At 61.1% G+C, this 7,217-nt stretch carries 7 protein-coding genes; 2 read left to right on the top strand and 5 right to left on the bottom strand.

Going from position 1 to position 7,217, the window contains the following annotated elements; all coding sequences use genetic code 11:
• On the bottom strand, nt 1-574 hold a 574-nt coding region (locus tag WBF74_RS02640; RefSeq protein ID WP_424434758.1), incomplete at its 3' end, for a tetratricopeptide repeat protein.
• A 239-nt stretch (nt 575-813) separates the two neighbouring features.
• Here WBF74_RS02640 and chrA point away from each other — a divergent pair.
• Nucleotides 814-2,142, top strand: a complete 1,329-nt coding sequence (gene chrA, locus WBF74_RS02635; RefSeq protein WP_424434755.1) for a chromate efflux transporter — start codon at nt 814-816, stop codon at nt 2,140-2,142.
• A gap of 3 nt (nt 2,143-2,145) precedes the next feature.
• On the opposite strand, the gene WBF74_RS02630 is transcribed toward chrA, so the two are convergent.
• From WBF74_RS02630 to WBF74_RS02615, 4 genes are all read right to left on the bottom strand, one after another.
• Nucleotides 2,146-3,885 (bottom strand): N-acyl-D-amino-acid deacylase family protein, encoded by a 1,740-nt coding sequence (locus WBF74_RS02630; protein ID WP_424434752.1) that lies wholly within the window; start codon nt 3,883-3,885, stop codon nt 2,146-2,148.
• Between the two features lie 98 nt (nt 3,886-3,983).
• Nucleotides 3,984-4,904, bottom strand: coding sequence for a 2-hydroxyacid dehydrogenase (locus WBF74_RS02625; protein WP_424434749.1), 921 nt, complete (start codon nt 4,902-4,904; stop codon nt 3,984-3,986).
• Nucleotides 4,905-4,914: 10 nt separating this feature from the next.
• A complete protein-coding gene (locus tag WBF74_RS02620) occupies nt 4,915-5,763 on the bottom strand; it encodes an HpcH/HpaI aldolase/citrate lyase family protein (protein WP_424434746.1) in 849 nt (282 codons plus the stop codon).
• A 3-nt stretch (nt 5,764-5,766) separates the two neighbouring features.
• The gene (locus WBF74_RS02615) at nt 5,767-6,228 is read right to left on the bottom strand and encodes a MaoC family dehydratase (protein ID WP_424434743.1); all 462 of its coding nucleotides are present in this window, start codon (nt 6,226-6,228) and stop codon (nt 5,767-5,769) included.
• Nucleotides 6,229-6,327: 99 nt separating this feature from the next.
• Here WBF74_RS02615 and WBF74_RS02610 point away from each other — a divergent pair.
• Nucleotides 6,328-7,217 (top strand): acyl-CoA dehydrogenase family protein (locus WBF74_RS02610; protein WP_424434740.1); only part of this gene is annotated, 890 nt, incomplete at its 3' end.

The following is a 7,217-nucleotide window of genomic DNA, read 5'->3' as shown; positions in this document are numbered from 1 at the left end:
CATTGGGATTGAGCGCGGCTGCGCGCTCATAGGCTGCTGCTGCTGCTTCCAGATTGCCGCGCTTCTGTTCCGCATTGCCGAGATTGCCATAGGCAGCGCCGAGTTTCGGATTGATGGAGATGGCGGTTTCGAAGGCGGCAACGGCCTCATCCACGCGCTCCTGTCGGAGTAGCGCCATGCCGAGCTGCACATAGGCAGGTGCGTTCGGCGCTTTCTCGATGACGGTGCGGTATTGCGCTTCCGCTTCTGCAAAACGGTTCATCCGCTGATAGAGCTGGCCGAGTGTCATCGCGATTTGCGGATGGCCGGGGAAAAGATTGGCCGCATGTTCATAATGCGTCACGGCTTCGCCCCAGCGCCGCATCTGCTGCAGCAGGCGACCCATATTCACCCAGGTCGTGGATTGCTGGGGCGCGAGCTTGAGAGCCTGGCCGAGCAGGGCTTCGGCTTCTGCGAAGGCACCGCGCTCTACCACCAGCGAGGCCAGCAGCGCCATCATGTCCGGGTCAGTGGGGGTCTGGGCAAGCAGCTCCCGACAACGTGTTTCCGCCTGTTGCTTCTTGCCCTCATTCATGAGGGTCAGGACATCCCGGTATCGTTCAGGGATGTTGTCGGGAATGGTCGGGGGGGTCTGTGCGCTTCTTGCCATATCTTCCGGCTCCACTATGGGGCGCCCAACCTGCACAGAGGGGAAGGGTGCGTCAATGCTCCTCGGTGCCGCAAGCATGTTCATCCCATGCAGCTTTCCTGTTTGCAGGGTAAGTTCGGCACTCAACCGTCCGAATCGGAAGCCATGATGAGCGAATTAACGATATGACCGGAACGAGCGGTGTTTCCTTTCGCGAGGCCTTTCTCGTCTGGCTGAAGATCGGTTTTCTGAGCTTTGGCGGCCCGGCTGGCCAGATCGCGCTGATGCACCGGATTCTTGTGGAGGAGAAGAAGTGGCTCAGCGAGCCGCAATTTCTCCATGCGCTCAATTTCTGCATGTTGCTGCCGGGGCCGGAGGCGCAGCAACTTGCGACCTATTCCGGCTGGCTGCTGCATGGGCTGCGGGGCGGCTTTGTGGCGGGGCTTCTGTTCGTCCTGCCCGGCTTTCTGGTGATGCTCGTTCTCAGCGTTCTTTACGCCGCCTATGCGGAGCTTGCGCTGATCGAGGCACTGTTCTTCGGCATCAAGGCGGCGGTCTTTGCCATTGTCATCGAGGCGTTGATTCGTATTGGCAGCCGGGTGATGAAGACACGCGCGCTTTACGGCGTGGCGGCGGTGGCCTTCGTTGCGATTTTCTTTTTTGACATTCCCTTTCCGCTGGTGGTGGCGGGTGCGGCGCTTTTCGGTTTTCTCGGCGCGCGGGGCGGGTGGATTTCTCCGCCAGCGGCTGACCTGACGGGGGAGCCGCTCACGGATCGCACCGTCCTGCCCACCAAGTGGGGAATGGCGTGGCAATCCTTCATCACGCTTGCCGTCGGCCTCATCCTCTGGCTCGGGCCGGTGGCTGCCCTCATCTTCTTTCTTGGTGGCAGCCATGTCTTGGCGCAGCAGGCCATTTTCTTCTCGCAGATGGCGGTTGCGAGTTTCGGCGGCGCCTATGCGGTGCTCGCCTATGTCGCGCAGGAGGCCGTGCAGAATTACGGCTGGCTCTCTGCTGGCGAGATGCTGGACGGGCTTGGCCTCGCCGAGACAACGCCGGGGCCGCTTATCCTCGTGCTGCAATTTGTCGGCTATCTCGGTGCCTTCCGTGAGGCGTCGGGTATTGATCCGCTGATGTCAGGTATGGTCGGGGCGGTGGTGACAACGTGGGTCACTTTTGCGCCGTGCTTCCTGTGGATATTTCTGGGTGCGCCCTATATCGAGCGGCTGCGGCGGATTGAAAATCTTAACGCCATGTTCGCTGCCGTCACGGCGGCGGTGGTGGGCGTCATTCTCAATCTTTCCATCTGGTTCGGACTGCATGTCCTGTTCGCGGAGGTGGAGGAGCGGCATGTCTCGATGTTGCGGCTCTGGTCGCCGGACCTTGCGACGCTTGATCTCTGGGCGCTTGCCCTCAGCATCGGCGCGCTTGTCGCCGTGCTGAGGTTCAAGGCGGGGATGGTGCCCGTGCTTGGCGTTGCTGCCTTGCTCGGGCTTGCTATCCGTTTTTTCTGAGCCTTATTCGGCCGCTGCCACGGTTTGACGCTGGCGCTGCGGGCCACGGATGAGGCGGCCCGGCATTTCGCCCGTCGCCTCGCCATTTTCAAAGGTCACGACACCGCTGACGATGGTGGCGCGGTAGCCTTCGGCACGCTGGATCATGCGGCGGCCATCTGCCGGCAGGTCGAACACCATTTCCGGTGCAAGGATGCGCAGCTTGTCGAAGTCGATGACGTTGATGTCGGCCTTCATGCCCGGTGCGATCACGCCTCGATCATTGAGGCCGTAGAGGCGCGCCGTGTCATGCGTCTGCATACGGACGACTTTTTCGAGCGGCAGGCGCGGGCCGCGGTCACGGTCGCGCACCCAATGCGTCAGCATATAGGTGGGGAAGCTCGCGTCGCAGATCACGCCGCAATGGGCGCCGCCATCCGAAAGGCTCAGAACCGTTGCCGGGTGATGCATCATCTCTTCGATATGATCGAAGTTGAAGAGAGCATAGTTGAGCATCGGCAAATAGATATAGCCGCGCCCGTCTTTCTCCATGAGCATGTCATAGACGATCTCGGCGGGTGAGCGGCCTTCACGCGCGGCGAGAGCGGCCACGCTGTCTTCCGCACGCGGTTCGTAGTCGAGCTTGCCGTCCTTTTCGAGACGGAACATGCGGTCAAAGCCCTGCGTCAGAATCTGGCTGAGCGGCGAGCGCTCGCGCGGCTTGTGCTCAACAATCTGGCGGCGCACTTCCGGGTCTTTCAGGCGCGCAAGACGCTCTGCAAAAGGCAGATCGGCAATTTCCTTGTAGGCGGGCGTTGCGATGAAGGGATGCAGCGTGCTCTGCCAGCCAAGCACCATACCTGTCGGGCGGCAGGCGATCTGCGCCGTGACATTCGCGCCCTGCTTGCGGGCGTCATCTGTCAGGCGGAGCATGTCGCGCCACTTTTCCGGTTCCACCGGTGACTGGAGAAGCGCATAGGTGACGGGCAACCCGGTTTCGGCGGAAAGCTCCTTCATCCAGATGAACTCTTCTTCCGCCGGGGTCATGTCGGACGCCATTTCAAAGACGCCGTGGCCTGCCTGACCAAGCGCGCGGCCAATGCCCATCAGTTCTGCCTTGTTGGCGAAGGTGCCGGGCACCGGCTCGCCGTCTTTCGAAAGATGCAGCATGGTGCGCGAGGTGGAGAAGCCAAGCGCGCCCGCCGCGATGCCTTCGCGCACGATCTCGGCCATCTTCACAATGTCTTCTTCGGTCGCCGCCTCGTTGCGCGCGCCGCGCTCGCCCATCACATAGGCGCGGACGGAGCCATGCGGCACCTGCGTCGCCACGTCGAGCACGCGGGACTGCCTGTCGAGGCTGTCCATATACTCGGGGAAGGTTTCCCAGTCCCATTTGATGCCTTCGGCAAGGGCGGAGCCGGGAATATCCTCGACGCCCTCCATCAGTTCGATCAGCCAGTCATGCTTGTCGGGGCGGGCGGGGGCAAATCCGACGCCGCAATTGCCCATCACGACGGTCGTGACCCCATGCCAGCAGGAAGGTGAGAGCAGCGGGTCCCATGTCACCTGGCCATCATAATGGGTATGGATATCTACCCAGCCCGGCGTGACGACAAGGCCGGTCGCGTCGATCTCGCGCGTGCCCTTCGCTGTGATCTTGCCGACTTCTGTAACAAGGCCGTTGTCGATGGCGATGTCGGCTGTGCGGCCTTTGGCGCCTGTGCCGTCTACAACCAGACCGCCGCGAATGACGAGATCGTGCATCCTCTATCCTCCCTCACGATAGCTCTATGTCTGGCACATTACGCGCTCTGGGGAGGCGGGAGCAACAAAAATTAGACCAAAGTCTATTTTTGTGTGAGTCAGGATGTGACGGGGTTCGGAAGCGGTTTGCCGTCGAAAAAGGCGTCGAGATTGGCAATCACCGCATCACCCATTGCCTCGATCGCTTCAGATGAGCCTCCGCCGATATGCGGCGTCACAACCACATTGGGCAGGGTGATGAGGTCGGTGCGCGGTTCCGGTTCGTTTTCGAAAACGTCCAGACCTGCGCCTGCAATGGTGCCGTTCTTCAAGGCATCAATCAGTGCATCTTCGTCGATGGCGGAGCCGCGCGAGATGTTGATGACATGGCCTTTCGCGCCAAGGGCGGCCAGCACGTCGGCATTGATCATGTGCCGGTTCGTCTCGTCCGCGCGATGGGCGAGGATCAGCGTGTCGGCCCATGTGGCGAGGCTCAGCACATCGGGGAAATAGCGATAGGGCACGCCCCGCTTTTCGGAGCGGCCGTGATAGGCAATCTCGGTTTCGAAACCTTCGAGCCGCTTTGCGATCTTCATGCCGATGGCGCCTAGACCGACAATGCCCACCTTGCGACCGGTAAGGCCGCGCAGAAAGAGAAGCGGTGCCGGATTGTCTCCGCGCCACTTGCCTGCGCGGGTGAGGCGGTCGGCCGCCACAACCTGACGGACAGAGGCAAGCAGAAGGGCAATGGCGAGATCGGCGACGGTTGCGGCATTCGCGCCGACCGTGTTTGCGACCTTGATGCCACGCGCCGTAGCGGCTTCGATATCCACGCCTTCATAGCCCGAGCCGAAGCAGCAAACGAGTTTCAGCTTCGGCATGGTGTCGAAAAACTCGGCACCCATCTCGACAGCGCCGATGGTGACGAGCGCTTCCGCTTCGCCCTTTCGGGCGGGGTCGGTGAGGATGGTGTAGCGGGGAGCGAGTTTCTGTTCGAAGGCCTTGCCAAGCGGCAGGCCGAGAAAGACTGCGGGTCTCATAATCTCTGCTTTACTCTCCGGCGCGGGCGAGAAGGGCGCGCGCCTGTTTCAGATGCGGAATGTCGAGCATCACACCATCAAGCGCGATGACGCCGACATCTCCCGCCTGTTCAAAGGCGGCAATGACGGCTCGCGCATGGGCGAGGTCGTTCTCGCTCGGCGTGAACACTTCGTTGATGATCGGGACCTGCGCCGGGTGAATGGCCATCTTGCCGGTGAAGCCGTCGCGGATCGCGGCGCGGGCTTCTGCCTCAAGGCCTTTCTCGTCGCGGAAATCTTTCCAGATGCTGTCCACCGGCTGCACTTCTGCTGCAACGGCGCCAAGCAGTGTCAATGTTCGGGCGAGCTGGTAGGGGCCGGTATAGTTACCGTTCTCATCCTTGTTATCGCGCGCACCAAGTGAGGCGGCGAGGTCTTCTGCCCCCCAGGTGAGGAAGGAAAGCCGCTTGTGTGCGCCTGCATAGGTGTGGAGCGTGAAGAGTGAGGCTGCCGTTTCGGTGGCGACGCAGCCAAGGCCGATATGTTTCGCGCCGCCCATATGGTCGATGCGATCACCGACCTTCTTCACACATGCACCGGAAAGTGTTTTCGGGATCATGATGAGGTCGGGCATGGCGGGAATGACTGTTTCGAGATCCTTTTCCCAAAAGGGCGTGTCGAGCGCGTTTATCCGCACGATCAGGCGCGGGCCTGAGCGATCCGCCGTCTTGAGATAGGCGGCGGCGGCATTGCGCGCTGCTTCCTTCGCGGAGAGGGCAACGGAATCCTCAAGGTCGAGGATCAGCGCATCTGCGCCACAGCTTGCGGCTTTCGACAATTTTTTTTCGCTGTCGGCAGGAACGAAGAGGAACGAGCGCATCCGTCAATCCTCCGCATTCTTCGCATGCATGAAAGCCTGCCGCGTGCAGATGGCGACTTCCTCATCACGCTGGTTGAAGGCCTTGTGCTCGAAAGTGACGATGCCGGCCTTGGGGCGAGAGCGGGAGCGGCGCTTCGAGACGACGCGCGTTTCAATGCGCAGCGTGTCACCATGAAAGACCGGCTTTGGAAAGGTGATGTCCGTCATGCCGAGATTGGCGATGGTGGTGCCAAGCGTCGTGTCATGCACCGAAATGCCGATCATCAGGCCGAGGGTGAAAAGGCTGTTCACCAGCGGCTTGCCGAACTCCGTTTCCGTCTCGGCATAATGATGGTCGAGATGAAGAGCGGCCGGGTTCATCGTCATTGTGGAAAAGAGGACATTATCCGTCTCGGTGACGGTGCGCCTGATCGGGTGCCTGAAAATCTGTCCTTCTTCGAACTCTTCGAAATAAAGTCCCGGCATTCTTCTTTCCGCTATTGTTTCGCATGCTGTATCGCAGCGCGCTGCCCGGCTAGGTTATAGCCTCAGGTATCAGAACATGAAATGACACAGGGGGGATAAGTGGATTTCCGGTTCAGCGAGGAACAGGAGGCAATCCGCGAGGCGGTCGCCCGCATCTGCGCGAAATATGACGATGCCTATTGGCTGAAGCGCGACCGCGAGGGCGGCTTTCCCGATGATTTTGTTGCGGATATTGCAGGCGGCGGCTGGCTCGGCATTGCCATGCCGGAAGCCTATGGCGGGGCCGGTCTTGGCGTGACGGAAGCGGCCATTGTTGCGCAGACCATTGCGGAATCAGGTGCGTGCCTTTCCGGCGCCTCGGCCATTCACATCAATCTCTTCGGGCCGATGCCCGTTGTCGTGTTTGGCACGGATGAGCAGAAGGAGCGGAACCTGCCGCCGCTCATTCGGGGCGAGGATCGCTGCTGTTTCGGCGTGACGGAGCCGGATGCGGGGCTCAATACGACCGCGATTTCAACGCGGGCGGAGCGGGACGGCGACCATTATGTCGTTCATGGCCGCAAGATGTGGACCTCCACCGCGCAGAGCGCGAACAAGATTTTGCTGCTTGCGCGGACGACGCCCAAAGAGCAATGCGCAAAGCCGACGGAAGGCCTGTCACTTTTCTACACGGATCTTGATCGCGGCGGCGCAACCGAAGTGCGCGAGATCGAGAAGATGGGACGGAAGGCGGTCGACTCCAATGCCGTGTTCTTTGACGGGCTTCGCGTGCCGAAGGGCGATCTGATCGGCGAGGAAGGGAAGGGCTTTCACTATCTCCTGCACGGGCTGAACCCGGAGCGTGTGCTGATCGGTGCGGAGGCGGTGGGGGTCGGGCGTATTGCGCTCAAAAAGGCGACTGACTATGCGCGGGAGCGCGAGGTGGTTGGCCGCTCGATCGGGCAAACTCAGGCGATCCAGCATCCGGTGGCGCGCTGCTGGGCGGAGCT

The sequence above is a fragment of the Parvibaculum sp. genome, assembly GCF_049672805.1.
GTDB lineage: Bacteria > Pseudomonadota > Alphaproteobacteria > Parvibaculales > Parvibaculaceae > Parvibaculum.
This window is presented reverse-complemented; position numbering and strand designations above follow the sequence as displayed.